This is a genomic window from Paenibacillus sp. UMB7766-LJ446, assembly GCF_030226665.1.
GTDB classification, from domain to species: domain Bacteria; phylum Bacillota; class Bacilli; order Paenibacillales; family Paenibacillaceae; genus Paenibacillus; species Paenibacillus vandeheii.
Genome location: NZ_JASOYM010000013.1, coordinates 78,524 through 95,050, shown reverse-complemented (window position 1 = coordinate 95,050; position 16,527 = coordinate 78,524). Strand labels below are relative to the sequence as shown.

Below are 16,527 nucleotides of genomic sequence, written 5' to 3'. Positions count from 1 at the left end.
ATGATATGTGAAATGATTAATAGTAAGGCGCCATCATCAGATATACAACTACGCCCGTTGAACTAACGTAGAGCCAGATTGGCATCGTCCAGCGAGCAATTTTACGGTGTTTCTTCAATTGATTCGTCCAGCCCCATACCAGAGTGAACAGAGCAAGCGGCACAATGATGGCTGCCAGTATGCTGTGCGAAATCAGAATGAAGAAATAGATGGAACGAATGATACCTTCCCCGCCGTATTTGGACGTCTCAGGAGACAGATAATGAAACGACAAATACGTAACTAAAAATAAAAGCGTCGTTGTGAATGCAGCAAGGATGAACCTTTTGTGCAGTTTTACATTCCGTTTGATGATGGCAATTAGTGCCGCGAGCAGAAAGATAAAGGTAAAGCTGTTGAACACGGCGTTAAACCGCGGCAAAATTGTAATGTCAAAGGCCACATCGCCTTTGTATCCGATAGATGGTGCAAAGAACAACAATAAAATAATGACGTTGGCGAGAATGGAAATGGTAATAATGAGACCTGCAAAATTTTTATTACTGGTCGGGGCAATCTGATTGGATTGAATGTTCGGGTCCCCTTTGTCCTGTTTGCCCAATGAAAAATCCTCCTCATATCCTAACTTCTATGTTCTATCTCATTATATCTTGCCTAATCTCGACTGTTAAGTGACAACACTCTGAACAAAAAGCCTTGTCAGGTTCCTTTAAAGTTCCCTCTTAAGGCCATTTTCATTAAAAGCTCGCCTTCACTGGTTTACCCCATCCTGTATTTGTGGTATAATTAATGCAATTAAACACATACGCGTTGAACTGGAGGAGCCTGTCACCAAGGGCCCTCCTTGTCTTTTTTTAGGCATAAAGCGGCACTCTTACAAGCGCTGTTTTATGCCTTTTTTTGTTCTTTAAGCTTGGAATGATCCCCCCTTGGACAGGTAATCCTATAAACGCTACTGCTGGAGAGGAGCACATCTATGGAATTTATTTTGGTTCTTGCGCTAATTCTGATTTTCACCAAGTTAGCCGGAGATTTGTCGGTAAGACTTGGTCAACCGTCCGTATTGGGTAAATTGATCGTTGGTGTCATTCTCGGACCTGCTTTGCTCGGTTGGGTTCAACCGAATGATTTCATCCATTATATGGCCGAAATTGGGGTACTGCTGCTCATGTTCATTGCCGGACTTGAGACCGATTTGGAGCAATTGAAGAAAAACTGGAAGGCAGCCTTTGCCGTAGCCGTTGGGGGTATTATTTTACCTTTTATGGGGGGGTACGGTTCCGCAATAGCCTTTGGCATGTCGCAGACACATGCATTGTTCTTTGGACTTTTGTTCTGTGCAACATCCGTAAGTATCTCTGTCCAGACGTTGAAGGACATGGATCAGTTGGGCTCACGTGAAGGCACTACGATTCTGGGGGCAGCTGTTGTAGATGATGTCCTGGTCGTGGTCATTCTCGCTGTCATGATGAGTTTGCTCGGAACAGGTGCTGGAGACACATCCATCCCTCTTCTCATTGGTAAAAAGCTGCTGTTCTTTGTTATTATTATCGCAGCCAGCTGGTTCCTTGTTCCACGCATTATGAAATGGATGGCACCGCTGAAGGTTACGGAGACCGTCATTACCGCGGGCCTGATCATCTGTTTCGGATTTTCGTACTTTGCGGAGTGGATGGGTGTTGCCGGGATTATCGGTGCATTTGCGGCGGGTATCGCCATCTCCCAAACCAACTTCAAACATGAAGTTGAAACCAAACTTGAGCCGATCGCTTACAGCATTTTTGTCCCCGTATTCTTTGTAAGTATTGGCTTGAATGTTACCTTTGAGGGTGTCGGTTCACAGATCTGGTTCATTGTTGTCATCAGTCTCATCGCCATTTTTACCAAGCTTCTCGGCGGCGGAGCGGGTGCACGGCTGACTGGATTTGATCGGGCCTCATCCTTGGCTATTGGATCAGGTATGATTTCCAGGGGGGAAGTTGCTCTTATTATCGCCTCCACCGGACTCGCCTCCGGATTACTGGACCCTGAATATTTCACTAGTGTGGTTATTATGGTTATCATTACAACACTGGTTACGCCACCTCTGCTCAAAATCACCTTTGCTCGTAAAAAAGGCGAAGCCCGAGTTGAACAAGGCATTGAAGACTCGCATTTAAGTGGGTAACATCATTAACGAATATGAGTGACCGCTTTTCATTTTCAAACCCCTTACGTTTTAAGCGTGAGGGGTTTTTGTTTTAAATTATCCACACTTTTTGATCTTGCAAAAGGGCCTGCATTACGGTAAGTTCACGCGCAACTGACTTTGGTGAAACTACGCCTTAGTATTCAGCGTGGCTACCAAGTTGAACGATGATGAGTTGGGCTTGACGCTTAACGTACAAGAATTGCTTCACATTGCTGGGGAAGGTTGTGACCTTGAACATACTAGGCCAAAGAGGCCTTGCTTGCCCCTGCCCCGCGCCCGGCGGAGATTGAAAAAATAAGGGCTGAAGATGGAGCATGGTAAATCTTACTTTCGACAGGTCAGCTTTACAATCCATATTTAGTGTGCTATTGTTTCATCGTGATAAAATTTAGCCGGCTAATTAAATTGGTCGCAAAGGAGGACTGCGCGATCGAGGACGAGATTCGGGAGTTGCTCTATACAGTATCAGGCCAGCTGCGCCGAACCTATGACGAACTGCTGCGTGATGTCGACCTTCACGTCGGGCAGGATCAACTGCTCTGCCAGCTGTGGAGAGAGGACGGCGTGACACAGGCGCAATTGTGCGAGCTGCTGAACGTCGAGCCGCCTACCGTCACCAACATGATCAACAAGCTCGAGAAGAAAGGTATCGTCTCACGAAAACGCGATGAAACTGATAAACGGGTGAGCCGCGTATACGTAACGCCTGAAGGACGAGAACTGCTGAAGCCCGTGGAGAAAATTTGGCGCAGCGTGACCGAGAAACTGTTGGCGGGCATTCCTTTTGAAGAGAGAAAAATATTGATGGATATACTACAGCGGATGGAACGAAACATAGGATGAATTTTTCCGGCAATATATTTAGCCGGCTAATTATAAGTTGTTAATATTCCCATGCAAAAGTCAGTCATGTTCCCTGTACAGATACTTGGAAAACAAGTCTAAAAATTGGAAACTAAATTAATATGAAAGAAGGAATCAATGTGACCCAACATATCACTGAAACTACGCGAATGTTAAGCAACAAGATCGCCATCGTTACAGGGGCCAGTAGAGGAGCTGGAAAAGGGATCGCTATTGCACTTGGCCAAGCTGGCGCCATTGTATATGTTACGGGACGTAGCACCGCCAAAACAGATTCACCTTACGGCGGCAGCATAGGCGAAACAGCAGAACTAGTGACACAAGCAGGGGGTAAAGGAATTCCGGTCCTTGTTGATCATGCTGACGACGAGGCCGTTGCAGACTTATTTGCACGTGTGAAGCAGGATTATGGAAAACTAGACATTCTCGTCAACAACGCTTCCAAGGTCGCGGACCCAGCCTCCGGCGGCTTTTGGGAAAAACCACTGAATGTCGCGGACCTAATTACTGTAGGTCTACGCTCCCACTATGTCTCCAGCTATCACGCAGCACCTCTAATGATAGCAAACGGTAAGGGCTTGATCGTCAACACCGGTCATTATGGTGCGGTTAGCTACTACCAGGGTCCTGCTTACGGCGCCCAGAAGGCTGGCGGTGACAAGATGGCGGGCGACATGGCGAAGGAATTGCGACCGTACAACGTCGCCGCTGTTTCCATTTGGATGGGTGGGCTGGATACTGAACGTGCCCGCGCTTATTTCGCAACACTTCCGGAGGACAGAATACCGAAGCAAAAGCGGGAATCCCCTGAGTTTACCGGACGTGTGATTGCAGCACTCTATGAGTCAGATCAGAGGATGACTCTTTCCGGGCGGTCACTAATTGGTGCCGAATTAGGTGCCGTACTCGACGTGACCGATATTGATGGCAGTACCCCATTGTCTTACCGTTATACGATGGGAGGTCCGCACGAGCTGCACAGTTCGCTCATTTGATTAGCGAGCTGTAAATGTCAGTTGATGGACTTTATCCAGTGTGAGTAACACTTTCACCCCCATATCCCCCCCACAAACGCTCTTGAAAAAGCCTTATTCACTGGCAAAGTGGGGGAATCGAAAAACGCAACAGTATTTGAAGAAACGCTGATACGGCACGGTTTTCAGGGGGTTGTTGGGGTTCGTAGCGCACCTTAAATTTATAAATTCATGCGTGAAGCACTTGCCGCTTTGACTCATTTTTCACCTTCGATTCCATGAAGGTCAGAAATAAGCGGCTTTTTGCTTTTTATATTATCCTTTCGACCTACATAAGAAGGAAATGATTACGATGAGTTCTCAGTGCATTTAACCCGTTGAGGCCAGCTAGGCTATCGTTCGTTGCAGTTCAGAATTATTTATAATCCAGTACAAACAAAAAAAGACCCCTTACATGCAAAAGGTCTTAATCCTTGCCTGTTTATAACAGGCTGTCCCATTTTAAGTTAGCACCCCTACATAAAAACCGATGGATATAAAGACAACACACCATATAAACGCCCCAATGCCGGAGACCAGAACGTAACGCCCCATAGCCATACGGCTAATCCCGGAGAAGCAGCACATCAGATGACGAATGCCTGGAATGAAGTATCCCAGTATGATGGACCAGTACCCGTATTTCAAAAACCAGGACTCTACCCTGCCGAGTCGTTTGGCGTTGACCCCGACCCATTTACCATACTTCTCAACCAGTGGCCGACCAGCTTTTTTGCCGATGGTGTAACTGAGAAGTCCTCCGGTGAACGCTCCGCCAAAGCTGACAACGATGGACACCGAATAATTCAGCACCGAGATGGAGGCGAGATAACCGACAAAGGTCATCATCACCTCATCCGGAATAGGCATGCCAATCACGCCAAGAGCCAGCAGTCCGTAGATTGCGAAATAACCATATTGACCAATAAATTCTCTTGCAAATTCCATACTGACTCGCTCCTTATTTCGGCTCCACAATATCCTTCTCATGGGGGGCTAGCACTTGTTTTAGAGACGGGAATCGGATTTGGCTAACCATTAGACCGGATAATACGATAATGACAAGATAGGCTACACCATGAGTGAAATAAGGACTCCAGAGCGCAAAAAAGGACATCAGACCGCCTGCAAACGTAATCGGCATGCCAACAAAACCATGGCTTGCTGTCTTCTGGCAATTGTAACGGGCAAGACGCAATGCACCACATACCGGGAATAGTGCTGTCAGCGCCATACCCAGCGTACTTACTTCGTACATAGAGTTCAAATACAGGATCAGCACAGGGGCTGTTCCGAACGAAATAACATCAGCAAGTGAATCCAGCGCTTTGCCGAACTCCCCTTCACAATGCAATTTCCGGGCAGCGAACCCGTCAAACAGATCAAAGAACATCGCTACCCAAATCAGCGTCACGGCCAGCGCAAACTCGCCATGGATAGCCATTATGACAGCCAGCATGCCTGAAGTTAGGTTGCCCAACGTTAGAATGGACGGTAAAGATTTCATAGAGTTGACTCCCTTTCGTACTAAGCATTAGGAAAAATAATATAAAAACGGACTCCGTCCGGCGTATTTTCTACGCCATAGCTGCATCCGTGCAGATCGAGAATTTGCTTCGCAATGGCCAGGCCCAGCCCGGTTCCCCCCATTTTACGATTACGTGAACGCTCCACCCGGTAGAACCTTTCCCAGATATACTGGCGTTCGGCTTCCGAAATCCGCTCCCCTTTATTCTCAATCGAGATTCGAACCTGCCCTTCCGGCCTGCTGATCTCAATCAAAATATCGGTATGGGGAACGGCATGGCGTATGGCGTTCATCATCATATTGTAGATCACTTGCTCCAGCTTGCTGCGATCCCCTTCCACAGACTGTTCTGTGGTAGATACAAGCACAACTTCCAGCCCTTTATCCTTCAATTGCGGCCCAAGACGTCCCGCAATATCCTCAATCATATCTCCAAGAGCCACCGCATCGGTATTCAGCCTAACCGCTTGGGATTCAAGCCGTACCAGATCCAGCATCTCTTCTACCATCGTTTCCATTTTCACAGCTTCATCGGCAATGATCTCAATATATCGCTCTCGCTTGCCCTCACTTACACCATCCTTTAACCCTTCGGAGTACCCTTTGATGATGCTAATCGGGGTTTTGAGCTCGTGAGACGCATCGGCAAAAAATTTACGCTGCCGTTGTTCGATCTGCTGCTTCATTTCCATATCCGTACGCATTTGGCTGTTAGCCTGCCTTAGCTCTTCCAGGGTCTGACCCAGTGTCGTTGATAATGCGTTCAGGCTTTCGGAAAGGCTGCCAATTTCATCATTGCGGCGAATCGGTGATTTCACGGTGAAATCAAGGGTCGACATTTTTTTGGCAACATGGTTCAGAGCGAGCAAGGGTTTAGTGACAATTCGGGACAAGAGCAGGGAAAGGAATACAATGAGTACAAATGCAGCAATACCAAAATACGCATAGAATAGCTGCGTCGCTTTACTCGCCTCTCTCATTTCTTGCAGTGATGTCAGCGAAAAAATAAGTTGCTGCTGGGGTCCGGAGCTGTGTACAGGTGCAATAGTGAGCACATTTCGTACACCGCTCCAGCTATCGGTCCATTCTTCATTGATCATCTTACCATTGGCCAGACTCTGCTGATCTTCCTTAGCCAGCGGGAAGCGGCTGTCCAGTGCCTGCACAAGCAAGCCCTGCCTTTGACTCCAGGTTGCCAGATTAGGAAGAACCACATCCGTTAATACCCCCGACCATTCCTGTACCGGTTCAGCTAATTCCTGAAAACTTTCTGTTCCCCACACAGAAGAACTGGCATCTTTGATCTTAAATGGATAAACCATCGGTTCCGTCAACCCACTGGCTGGACCTGTTACCGTTAATTGCTGTCCATATTTGAGATGGGAAGCAATCCAGCCTGCATTCTCACTGTTGATAAACAGTGACAAGGATACCTTCACCTGAGTGCCATCCTCACGGAGCAATGTAATGTGGAACGGGTCATTGACCAGCTTGCCCGTATTCGTCAGGATGACCAGATGCGATTGATTCTGTCGCATGAAATTCCCTGTTTCCTTGGCCAGCTGTACATCATTCCAACGTCCGGCTGAATATTGCTGCTCGAATTTGGCCAGATTTTTCTTGATACTGCTGATCTTCTGATGTTGGTAAAAGTCCGGGAACCAGACCAGTTGGGCAATCACCGTGGTTCCATATAGAAGGAGAAGGAACCCGGCCATGACCAGAAACAGCTTCATCGTTACACCGTTACGTCTCATGCCTCAACCTCGAATCGATAGCCGGTACCAATGACGGTACGGATACACTTGGCTTCATCGCCAAGTTTGCTGCGCAGTTTCTTAATATGGGTATCCACAACACGGGAGTCCCCATCAAAGTCGTATCCCCATACCCGGTTGAGGATGGCATCACGGGACAATACAATTCCCTGATTACGAGTTAAATACAGCAGCAGATCATACTCTTTGGGTGCAAGCTCCACCTCAGCTCCATCCTTCTCAAGCCGACGAGCCCAAGGATCGAGCGTTACATGTCCAAACCGGATTACGCCCTGCTCCCTGCTAACTGCACCCTCTACCCGTTTCATTAATGTCTCTGCACGTGCCACCAGCACACGAGGACTGAAAGGCTTCGTTACATAATCATCCACACCAAGCTGAAAGCCATGAATCTTGTCATCATCTTCCGATCTCGCAGTCAGCATTATAATAGGTACGGTAGACTGAGAACGAATATGCCCACATAGGGTCCATCCATCCATTTCGGGCATCAGCACATCCAGAATGACCAGATCCACTTCATGCAGTGCCAGCAATTCCAGTGCCTCAACCCCATGTTCTGCTTCAATCACGTTCCATTGTTCTTTTATGAAATAATCGGCCACAATCTCACGAATGCGGCTTTCGTCTTCCACCAGAAGCACTGTTCTGACCATGGCCGACTCTCCTTTTAGCATTCTGTTGATAACATAACGATTCCATGTGTCGTCCGTGTGTCCATCCATGTTCTGGAACGGACTCCATCTTATATACGATTAATATATACCAGAAGTTACTAAATTTTATTAGCAACCACAAAAAAAGAAGCCGTCAACGAGCAACACCCTGCTCATTGACAGCTACTCTAGTTGAAACCACGCTTTTTCTCCGCGATTACACACTACATGTGCGCACCGCTTAGCGTTGATGCTCCAGTCGGTGTGCCACATGCAATGTTGGGCCAACAAAGCGGTTCAGCGGGAATCCGCCAGCAATCGCTTTGGTCACGAAGGCTTTACCTTCACGAACAGCCTCTTTCACGGTCAGACCGCGCGCCAAACCTGCGGTAATAGCCGCAGATGTGGTGCAGCCTGCACCGTGTGTGTATCCGGAGCCAACAACATCGGCTTCAAACCATTCGTAGTTCGTTCCGTCATAGAGAAGATCCATCGCTTTGCCCGGGTTAATAACGCCTCTGTCCTTGATCAGGACATGCTTCGCCCCGTGAGCGTGAATGACAGCTGCCGCAGCTTCCATCTGCTCCTTGGAGCGGATCAGTCCGCTTTTCGCCAGCTGCGATGCTTCAAATAAATTCGGGGTAACCAGGTCAGCACCCGGCAACAGGAATTCAATCATCGCTTCTGTATTCTCAGGTTGCAGCACCTCGTCCGTTCCTTTGCAGACCATTACCGGATCGATAACAATCTGTGGCAATCCACTCCGGCGGATATGCTTCGCAACCAATTCAATGATGTCTACAGAACCCAGCATGCCCGTCTTCATGGCATCAAAACCGATACCATCCAGAACGGTACGCAGCTGTGCCTCTACTACATTTAATTCCACAGGAAAGACCTGGTGATCCCACGTGTCAGGCTCCATCGCCACAACAGTAGTAAGCACCGTCATGCCATACACACCAAGCTCCTGAAAAGTTTTCAAATCTGCCTGAATCCCTGCGCCTCCGCTCGTATCCGAACCAGCTATTGTTAATGTTTTTGGAATCGTCATGGTAGTTGCATTCTCCTTCGTCCTTCAGTTGACATTATCCTATCCCTTGTACGAGCGGATGTCAATGGCATCTGAAGCCATACGGAGTATGGTTTCCAGAGGAATTCAGTTCATATCTTTTGTCTCCAGACTGAACATGGACAGTGAAGCAACCCATATTCCTATGGCCCCTAATGTCAGGGGTATCACGATAATCGTGTTAATTGAAAACGAAGGCCCGTTAAAGCCCGAACATACCACCATAACAAGCAAAATGGATGACACCAATGTAGCCGTGACCGAATGTTTACGCATCCCGAAGAATAAGGGAATCAGGGCCATGCCTGCAGCGGAGAGGGAACTGAAGACGTACTTCAGCAGCAGTACCCATGCATCACGCATCGTCAACGTATCGGGAATGAAGTCATAGAAATGGTTTACCGCAACTAATAATGCCCCCATCAGCACATCGGTTAATAAAATCATCATGAAAGTAAACACAAACACTATGATCAATTTGGCAGCAATGATTTTATGCCGTTTAATCGGGTAGGTAAACATGACATTCATCGTTTTATTTCGATACTCACTAATAATCAGCTTCGCTATCAGTGCACCGCCAAAGATGATAAAAACAGCTCTGGCGAACGTATCGATTAACATGAAGGAAACGGAGTAATCAGCAAAGGCATAATCTTCAGCACCCAAATCGGTGTACCCAATCAGGAATAGAAACAGGATCAGGACGAGAACGGCAATACCTGCGGTTCTGAAATTCCGGGCAAACCGATGTTTGCGCAGTTCCAGCTGGATTAGTTTAAGCAACGTCCTCATCCCCCTTCATTAAGTTCATGAAGTGTTCTTCCAATGAATGTGCCCTTTTGAAAATGGATTCAATCTCAACGCCATGCTGGATCAGCTTACCTGTCAATTGCGATGGAGCGATACCTGGATCATAGATGCGTATGGTTTGGTCATTGACCATTTTATAATTATTCAACTCTAATTGGTGCTCAAGGACATAGGCCGCTTTACGCGGGTCCAGCGTTTGCAGCTCAATGTATTCGCTGTGGCTGCCGCGGATGCTGTCCATTGATACTTCCTCGACCAGACGTCCATTCCGAATGACCCCAACGGTGTCCGCAATCTGTTCGATCTCCCCAAGGATATGACTGGAGATTAACAGAGTAATCCGATACTGGGAGCTGAGACGTTTGAATAAATCGCGCATCTCCTTTATACCTAGGGGGTCGAGTCCATTAATCGGCTCATCCAAAATGAGCAGTTCCGGTGTTGTGATAAGCGCACGGGCGATGCCCAGACGCTGTTTCATCCCCAAAGAGAAGTCTCGTACCGGCTTCTTGCCCGTGTCCTTCAGCCCTACATTTTCCATCATGTTGTCAATGACCTTTTTGTTGTAGAATCCCATGTATTCACAATGGAGCTCCAAATTCTCCTTCGCGGACAAATGCTCATAGAAAAAAGGATATTCAATGATGCTGCCCATACGCTTCAGCACTTCATAGGACGTAGGGGTCAGCTTCTCACCGAACAATTCAATCTCCCCTACCGTCGGTTTGACCAGGTTGGTCAGCATTTTCATCATTGTCGTTTTTCCCGCTCCATTCGGACCAAGAAACCCGTAAATCTCCCCTTGCTTGATATTCATATTGACGTTGGAAACAACCTCTGTCCCTGCATAGGTTTTGGTCACACCAATTGTCCGCGCAATATATGTCATGTTCTTATTCTCCTTTACGTTCGTCCCTGACGGGTTCTTATATCTGTATTGTAAAGAGAAAAGTCTTCTTTTTTATTACTCAAATCTTACAAAAATCTTAAGCTTAACGAAGTCTTTATTGAATGTCCTTATTGAATGCACCTAATAGGGTTTTAAAACGACCGAAAACGTCGTTCGTTCATAAGGAACACTGCGCAAATCAATGCTCCCACCCATTCGCTCCACCAGCCGCTTCGTAATGGTCAGCCCCAGTCCGCTACCCTGATAGAGACGATTACGGGAATCCTCCAGCGTATACATGCGTTCGAATACACGGCTGTGCTCCTGTTCTGGAATGCCCCTACCCCGGTCCCAGACGCTAAGCTTTACCTGCTCCCCTGTCGAATAATCGAGTGAAAGACCAAGCATCTTGCCATCCGCTCCATATTTCATGGCATTGGTAATCAGATTATCCAGTACACGGTCCAGTGCTTCTTCGTTGGCTCTCACAAAGATATCTGCTTCGGGAATCTCCAGTTCTACTTGCAGACCCAGATTCGTTAACATCTCATAAAAAGAAAGCATCTTCACACGGCACAATTCGCTTACATTAACCTTTGTCAGTGCAAGCTCGGTGTCTCCAGACTCCAGCTTCGCCAAGTCAAAAAATGAATGAATCAGACGCAGCACCTCCTGCGCCTTATCCTGAATTTTGCCAGTCATAATCACGCGTTCCTGATCTGTTAGGGGAGTGCTGTGCAGAAGTGTTTCACTATAACCGAGCACGACCGTTAGCGGTGTCTTCAGGTCATGTGAGATGTTGGAGAGCATATTTCGCATCTCCTTCTCCTGATTGGCATAACCCGCTTTGGCCCGATGGGCATAATCCAGCAGCTCGTTGACATCCTTGAGAAGCTGGCTGATTTGAGCATCGCTATTAAACACGAGCAGGCGCTCAAAGCTCCCTTGCTTCACAATCGCCGTTAATTTCTCATGGATGTAGGACAGATCTTTACTGCGTTTATGCATCCTTATGCTCAATAGGATAACGATAATAGCCAAGATCATGGTAGGAACAGCAAAGAGCAGCGTCACCCCGGGTCCACCTCCAGCTTATAACCAATCCCCCACAGCGTCTTGATGTATCGGGGATCCGAAGGATCAGCTTCCAGTTTCTCGCGCAGACGGCGCATATGAACGTTAATGATATTTTCGTCACCATAGTAGTGATCGTTCCAGACGGAAGCGTAGATCTGGGCCTTGGTAAATACTTTGCCGGGATGGGTCACAAACATCTTGAGAATGCCAAATTCCTTGGAGGTAAGCCTGACGGGTGTCCCATCCCGCTCCACCTCATACGTCTCCATATCGACCGTAATGCCGCCAATCTCAATGCGCTGGGACTTAGGAGGGGCTGTAATCTCAGACTGTGCATTATAATTGGCACGCCGAATAGCCGCCTTGATCCGGGCGGTCAGCTCAATTAACGAGAACGGTTTGCTCAAGTAATCATCAGCGCCGAACCCAAGTCCAAGGGCTTTGTCCACCTCCCCGTCCTTCGCAGACAGGATGAGAACAGGCACCAGACTGACGGCACGGATGGCCTGAAGCACCTCCATACCGCTTTTATGCGGCAGCATCAGATCCAGGATGACCAGATCATAACCTGGCTGGGATTGGCTGAATTGGCGTTCTGCCTCTAATCCGTCATATGCATAAGAGACGTCATAGCCCTCTTTTTCCAAATAAGGACCGACCATCTCACTAATTGAGCGATCATCTTCAACAAGCAGCAAGCGATAACTTGACACGAGCTTCCCTCCAACATGAACGTTTTCCTTTATTACCTCACAGTTTGCATGAATTGGCAATGAAATACGAAAAACCCGGCCGGATCGCCACTTTATGTTTCAAAGTGGACCACCTGCCAGGTCTAATAAACAAATCCTATACCGTCTCGCTGCGTATCCAGCACAGTCCGATCGTTCCCGCACCTGCATGAATGCCTACCACAGGAATAAAAGGCATAATTTCCGTCTTTAAGCGGGGAAGCAAATCTGCAATCTGCTGTTTGATTGTAACAGCTTCTTCCTGATTGTTCGCATGCATGATGCATACATGCTTCACTTTCCCCATATCCACCTTGAGCACATCCAGCATGCGCTGTTTGGCCCGTTTGAACGTACGAATTTTCTCATTCACAACCACTTTGCCCTCTTCGAATCGTAAGAGCAGATGAATCTTCAACAATTGGCTAAGGATAAGCTGGGTCCCCGACACACGACCACTGCGGTGAAGATTCTGGAGACTCGCCGGGATGAGGTAAAAGGACATGTTATCAATCATCTGTTCGATATGAATTTTGATCTCGGATGCCGTACAGCCTTGCTTCTGCCTTTCCAATCCTTGCAAGATCATCTCCCGCAACGGATACGCACCTGCTCTGGAGTCAATGGCGGTAATCGTCACACCTGCAATCTCGGCAGCCTGCATCGAAGTGTGCAGCGTTCCGCTAAGTGCAGTGGAGCAATGAATGGTAATAATCTCATCGTACTGGTCTTTCAACGACTCATACAGTTCAATAAATTCACCAATCGGTGGCTGTGAACTGCTTGCCCGTGATGCCTCCCCAAGTTTCTCATAGAATTGTTCCGATGAAATATCCTCCGTCTCCCGGTAACATTCCTCTCCAAATACAATGCGCAGAGGTACGATGTAAACATGATTCTGCTCAGCAAATAGCGGATCGAGTGTGCTCGTACTGTCGGTGACCCATGCAATTTTCCTCATTCCAACCTTCTCTCTTGCCGGATTGTTGAAGCTGTATCCTCAATCGTCAGGCACATGCCCGGCGGATTATTTATAATTTGAATAGTTTATATTGTAAACGTTTGCGTTCTTGCCCCTCAATTATAAAGGAACGGACAAACCGCTGTCTTGTGGCGCATTGTTGAACAGCCTCATTTCTTCCGGTATATGCCAAAAAAATGTCTTGCCTGTGAAGGAATAAATTGGTATGCTGTTGTCCTTCTCTCTTTTTCGCCTTGACTGAAGTGAACGGAACCGCCGTTCAACCAACTTATCGGAGGTGTCACATGCTTTATTTCACTCTGGCTTCCAAAGCCTACTCCCGGAACCTGCAATACCGCGGGGCTCACATGGTACATAACCTGGCAAGCGCCATGTTCGGTTACATGTACGCCTGCCTCTGGATCGGCATCGGGGCCGACCACTCTCTCGGAGAATACGGGACACAGGGGATGATCAGTTACATTGCGTTTACGCAATCCTCTCTCTGGATCTCAGGTTTTCTCACCAATGGACTGGGTATTCCACTCACGGTCAGGACAGGGCAGATCGCGCTTGATCTCATGAGGCCTGTTCATCTGTTCACCCACCTGATGGCACGTGAATGGGGGCAGATTGCTTACCAGTTCGTGTACAAAAGCATTCCGATTTACCTGCTCTTCTCCATCGTATTTTCTCTGCAATGGCCCTCAGAAACTTCAACCCTGCTATTTACCGCAATTGGTCTTGCCGGCGCATCCTATTTATCCATCTGTATGAATTACATTATTGGCGCCACCGCGATGTGGACTACGGAGTCCTCCTGGCTGCATTGGGGCAATCACGCCATGATGAATCTGCTCGCAGGTTTCTTCATCCCGCTGGAATGGCTGCCAGACTGGCTGGAACGAATCGCCTGGTTATCACCCTATCCTTTCCTACTCTATGTCCCAACCCGAATCTATCTGGGTTACGAAAACGGCTCCTTGCTATGGGGAACCTTGATTTGGTGCGTCCTCATGACGTTCGTCTGTCTGGCGATAACCCAGGTACTTCGCCGTAAAGTGGAGGTGCAGGGCGGATGAAAACCACTTCCTGGTTCACTTTATATAAAATGCTCATTCGAACTAGCATCCGTAGTCGGATGCAATACAAATTCAATTTCATCATGGCCTCCGTTCTGGCCGCATTGATTCAAATCTCCGAGTTTCTAATGGTTGCCCTGGTGCTGCACAAATTCGGAGCCATCAAAGGTTGGTCCCTTCATGAAATTGGTTACCTCTTCGCGATCATGACCCTATCCAAGACGTTATATCGAACATTTGGCAACGAAGTGCATCATCTGGAAAAATATTTGGTCGGCGGCGAACTCGATCAACTGTTAACCCGACCCATGCCCGTATTGCTGGCGTTACTGCCCCAAAACTTTCGAATTATGGCCGGTGAGGTGTTACAAGGCGGGTTTATTCTTTGCTGGTCGCTGGCGGGCATGATGCATAGCGGACAGATCGGCTGGACTGTCATCCCCTTCTCTCTGCTCGTCATCCTGACCGGGTCCATTATTCTTTTTTCGATTGGGCTGGCCACGGCAACGCTTGGATTCTGGACCACACGCATTGAGGAGCTGCAAACCATCACCGAGGATGCGGCCCGTACGGCTGCCCAATATCCGCTGACGTTATATCCCAAATGGATGTCCGGCATACTGCTGACCGTAATCCCGGTGGGTTTTGTCAACTACGTTCCGTCACTCTATCTGCTTCGCGGGGAATTAGGAGCATGGGTTCTTGTTGCGATTGTCGTAGTGGCCATCCTGAGCCTGGCCGCAAGTCTGCGTTTCTGGAAATTCGGTTTAACCAAATATCAAAGTACGGGTAGCTAAGGGGGAAAATATCGTCATGACCATGATTTCAGCGCGCCATCTGCAAAAGGAATTCAAAACTCCTGTGGTACGCGAAGGCCGGTTCTCCGGGCTTCGCACCTTGTTTTCACGCGAATATCTGTCCAAGGAAGCGGTGCGAGACATTAGCTTTGATATTGGCAAAGGAGAGTTTGTTGGTTATATCGGCCCGAATGGGGCTGGGAAATCCACCACGATCAAAATGCTGACGGGTATCCTCCATCCGACCTCGGGTGAGGTGTTGCTCGGTGGCATGAATCCACATCAGGAAAGACGCCGCACGGTTGGACGTCTAGGTGTGGTGTTTGGACAGCGCAGCCAGCTCTGGTGGGATCTGCCCGTGAAGGATTCGTATGATATTTTGGCCGAGATGTACGGAGTCCGTGCCGAGGACAAAAAAAGACGATTGGGCCAGTTCGCCGAGCTGCTGGACCTTGAATCATTCTGGGCCACGCCTGTCCGCAAGCTCTCGCTTGGTCAGCGAATGCGTGCCGATCTCGCAGCTTCCATGCTGCATGATCCGGAACTACTTTTTCTCGATGAGCCGACGATTGGACTAGATGTGAATGCGAAGCGGAACATTCGTCAATTTCTTCGTACATTAAATGAAGAGTTTGGCAAAACGATTTTGCTGACCACCCATGACATGGACGATATTGAGCAGCTATGCAGTCGGGTGATGGTAATCAATCACGGCCAACTTACGTATGACGGCTCAATTCCCTCCCTGCGTGACACCATCGGTCTGCCAACGCTTATCCGGGTGACGTATCGGGGTTCGTTTCATATGCCGGATACCATATCGTCCGCCATTCAGATTACTGGGGCAGAAGGCCAAGTCGTCACCGTCGAAGTTAATCGTAAAGAGTGGAGCACGATGGACATTCTGAAACAGCTCGAGCAATGGGGCCAGATTGAAGATGTCGAGATGAAAGAACCGGATTTTGAGGATATTATTCATCGGGTGTACTGACTGGCCTATTTTATTCGGATCTGGATGAGGGCCTGTTCAAATGCCGTTACATGCGGGAAGGACATGACGTACTGTAATATTGGA

17 protein-coding genes are annotated in these 16,527 nt (G+C 48.1%); 6 read left to right on the top strand and 11 right to left on the bottom strand.

All coding sequences use genetic code 11. The annotated features are described in order from the left end of the window. Nucleotides 1-16 precede the first annotated feature (16 nt). Nucleotides 17-601, bottom strand: a complete 585-nt coding sequence (locus QP794_RS26215) for a DUF420 domain-containing protein (protein ID WP_285079698.1) — start codon at nucleotides 599-601, stop codon at nucleotides 17-19. Nucleotides 602-976: 375 nt separating this feature from the next. Here QP794_RS26215 and QP794_RS26210 point away from each other — a divergent pair, with 375 nt between their 5' ends. From QP794_RS26210 to QP794_RS26200, 3 genes are all read left to right on the top strand, one after another. Then, nucleotides 977-2,167, top strand: coding sequence for a cation:proton antiporter (locus QP794_RS26210; RefSeq protein ID WP_285079696.1), 1,191 nt, complete (start codon nucleotides 977-979; stop codon nucleotides 2,165-2,167). Between the two features lie 429 nt (nucleotides 2,168-2,596). Next, nucleotides 2,597-3,034, top strand: a complete 438-nt coding sequence (locus QP794_RS26205; protein WP_285079695.1) for a MarR family winged helix-turn-helix transcriptional regulator — start codon at nucleotides 2,597-2,599, stop codon at nucleotides 3,032-3,034. A 122-nt stretch (nucleotides 3,035-3,156) separates the two neighbouring features. Beyond that, nucleotides 3,157-4,050, top strand: coding sequence for an SDR family NAD(P)-dependent oxidoreductase (locus tag QP794_RS26200; RefSeq protein ID WP_285079694.1), 894 nt, complete (start codon nucleotides 3,157-3,159; stop codon nucleotides 4,048-4,050). 480 nt (nucleotides 4,051-4,530) lie between these two features. Here the strand turns inward: QP794_RS26200 and QP794_RS26195 are convergent, their stop codons facing one another. The 10 genes from QP794_RS26195 to QP794_RS26150 form a co-directional block, all read right to left on the bottom strand. Further along, complete coding sequence (locus QP794_RS26195) at nucleotides 4,531-5,016, bottom strand: DedA family protein (protein WP_024631438.1); 486 nt, start codon at nucleotides 5,014-5,016, stop codon at nucleotides 4,531-4,533. 13 nt (nucleotides 5,017-5,029) lie between these two features. After that, nucleotides 5,030-5,575 (bottom strand): CDP-diacylglycerol--serine O-phosphatidyltransferase, encoded by a 546-nt coding sequence (pssA, locus tag QP794_RS26190; RefSeq protein WP_024631439.1) that lies wholly within the window; start codon nucleotides 5,573-5,575, stop codon nucleotides 5,030-5,032. A 20-nt stretch (nucleotides 5,576-5,595) separates the two neighbouring features. Next, nucleotides 5,596-7,353: a sensor histidine kinase gene (locus QP794_RS26185; RefSeq protein ID WP_285079693.1), complete on the bottom strand. Its 1,758-nt coding sequence runs from the start codon at nucleotides 7,351-7,353 to the stop codon at nucleotides 5,596-5,598. Continuing rightward, nucleotides 7,350-8,030, bottom strand: a complete 681-nt coding sequence (locus QP794_RS26180; RefSeq protein WP_285079692.1) for a response regulator transcription factor — start codon at nucleotides 8,028-8,030, stop codon at nucleotides 7,350-7,352. The genes QP794_RS26185 and QP794_RS26180 overlap by 4 nt, the downstream gene beginning before the upstream one ends. Before the next feature lie 241 nt (nucleotides 8,031-8,271). Further along, complete coding sequence (gene thiD / locus QP794_RS26175; RefSeq protein ID WP_285079691.1) at nucleotides 8,272-9,084, bottom strand: bifunctional hydroxymethylpyrimidine kinase/phosphomethylpyrimidine kinase; 813 nt, start codon at nucleotides 9,082-9,084, stop codon at nucleotides 8,272-8,274. Between the two features lie 105 nt (nucleotides 9,085-9,189). Beyond that, nucleotides 9,190-9,888: an ABC transporter permease gene (locus tag QP794_RS26170; protein ID WP_285079690.1), complete on the bottom strand. Its 699-nt coding sequence runs from the start codon at nucleotides 9,886-9,888 to the stop codon at nucleotides 9,190-9,192. After that, a complete protein-coding gene (locus tag QP794_RS26165) occupies nucleotides 9,881-10,804 on the bottom strand; it encodes an ABC transporter ATP-binding protein (RefSeq protein WP_285079689.1) in 924 nt (307 codons plus the stop codon). The genes QP794_RS26170 and QP794_RS26165 overlap by 8 nt, the downstream gene beginning before the upstream one ends. Before the next feature lie 141 nt (nucleotides 10,805-10,945). After that, nucleotides 10,946-11,851 (bottom strand): sensor histidine kinase, encoded by a 906-nt coding sequence (locus tag QP794_RS26160; RefSeq protein WP_285079779.1) that lies wholly within the window; start codon nucleotides 11,849-11,851, stop codon nucleotides 10,946-10,948. A gap of 23 nt (nucleotides 11,852-11,874) precedes the next feature. Then, nucleotides 11,875-12,543, bottom strand: coding sequence for a response regulator transcription factor (locus QP794_RS26155; protein WP_483311958.1), 669 nt, complete (start codon nucleotides 12,541-12,543; stop codon nucleotides 11,875-11,877). Nucleotides 12,544-12,730: 187 nt separating this feature from the next. Then, nucleotides 12,731-13,573, bottom strand: coding sequence for a DegV family protein (locus QP794_RS26150; protein ID WP_285079687.1), 843 nt, complete (start codon nucleotides 13,571-13,573; stop codon nucleotides 12,731-12,733). 305 nt (nucleotides 13,574-13,878) lie between these two features. Between QP794_RS26150 and QP794_RS26145 the strand changes: the two genes are divergently transcribed. Genes QP794_RS26145 through QP794_RS26135 form a run of 3 tightly spaced genes read left to right on the top strand, consistent with a single transcriptional unit; the run spans nucleotide 13,879 to nucleotide 16,443 of the window. Next, nucleotides 13,879-14,655: an ABC transporter permease gene (locus QP794_RS26145; protein ID WP_285079686.1), complete on the top strand. Its 777-nt coding sequence runs from the start codon at nucleotides 13,879-13,881 to the stop codon at nucleotides 14,653-14,655. After that, nucleotides 14,652-15,452, top strand: a complete 801-nt coding sequence (locus QP794_RS26140) for an ABC transporter permease (RefSeq protein WP_285079685.1) — start codon at nucleotides 14,652-14,654, stop codon at nucleotides 15,450-15,452. Before QP794_RS26145 ends, QP794_RS26140 begins: the two co-directional genes overlap by 4 nt. A gap of 22 nt (nucleotides 15,453-15,474) precedes the next feature. Beyond that, on the top strand, nucleotides 15,475-16,443 hold the full coding sequence (locus QP794_RS26135; RefSeq protein WP_285079778.1) for an ABC transporter ATP-binding protein: 969 nt from the start codon (nucleotides 15,475-15,477) through the stop codon (nucleotides 16,441-16,443). Nucleotides 16,444-16,527: the final 84 nt, after the last annotated feature.